The 1,226-nt window shown below is 58.3% G+C and carries 1 protein-coding gene; it reads left to right on the top strand.

What is annotated here, in order from left to right:
- A partial coding sequence (locus tag C8P63_RS18680; protein ID WP_108026918.1) for an IS701 family transposase occupies nucleotides 1–1,224 on the top strand: 1,224 nt, incomplete at its 5' end.
- Nucleotides 1,225–1,226 lie beyond the last annotated feature (2 nt).

Here is a 1,226-nt window from a genome sequence, read left to right as displayed (position 1 = left end):
CCTCGCAAAAACGGTGAGACCATCGGGGCATGGCTGGAAGGAGTCAACTACCACCGCATCTATTCGTTCCTGGTCACCAGCCGGTGGGATGAACGTGCATTGGAATCCATCCGAATCCGGCAACAGGTGCAGCAAACCCGTCGTTTACCCGCCGATGAACGCGGTCCCGGCCTGTTAATCATCGATGATACGGGGCTGCCAAAACAAGGACGGCACTCTGTGGGAGTGGCACGCCAATACAGCGGAACCTTGGGAAAGGTAGGAAATTGCCAGGTCGTGGTCAGTGCCTGTTATGCCGATGATCAATCGCATTGGCCCGTGACCAACCGGCTTTACCTGCCCCGCCAGTGGGCGGACAACCCGACACGGCGGGAGTCTGCCCGGATTCCGGCAGAAGTGGGTTTTCAAACCAAACCGCAGATCGCTTTGGACATGGTGGACGACAGTCTGGAGAAGAACGTCCCCTTCGATGCGGTCACGGCCGATGCCGGCTACGGTGGCAACCCCGGATTTTTGGCGGGATTGGAAGCGCGCGGTCTGCCCTGTGTGGTCGCTGTGCCCTCCACCTTTGGGGTGCGTCTTTCCGACAAAACCGTCCAACCCGCCTACACCGGTCGAGGCCGACCCCCGAAGGCACTTCCCATGGCTTCGGTGGAAACAGCCCAAGCCGTGCTGGATCGCTTGCCGGAAAAAGAGTGGCAAACCCTGACCTTTGGCGAAGGATCCCGAGGTCTCCAAACCCGACGTGCTGCCGCCGTTCGAATCTACCGTGCGCATGGGAATACCACGGGACCGATCGGTTGGCTCATCGGGGAACGGTCCATGCCCGGACGCGAACAAGAAGAAAAGTACTTTTTCAGTACGTTTCCGGAGGAAACCCCGATCGCGGATCTGATCCGATGGGGGCACCGTCGTTGGGTGATCGAACGCTTCTTTCAGGATGCCAAGGAACTCTGCGGCATGGATGAGTACCAAGGACGATACTGGCAAGGGTTGCACCGACATCTGGTCGTGGTCAACCTGGCTTACACCTGGTTGTTGCACCTGCGGGCGCAGGAGAAGATCCTGGATGAGGGACCTTCTTTGAACGGCAAGGGGTTGGCATCATTTCCAGGATCTTCATTGCGGTCGGCTTGGCGCTGGTGGTTGCAGCGGGTTCAGCGAATGGTGATCTTGGTCCTCACCTGTTCTTCCGACTTTCTTCGACAACTTTTTGCGACTTAGCT

This window comes from Melghirimyces profundicolus (assembly GCF_003054245.1).
GTDB lineage: Bacteria > Bacillota > Bacilli > Thermoactinomycetales > DSM-45169 > Melghirimyces > Melghirimyces profundicolus.
Note: the sequence above shows the minus strand (reverse complement) of the source record. Positions and strands in the feature narration are given on the sequence as shown.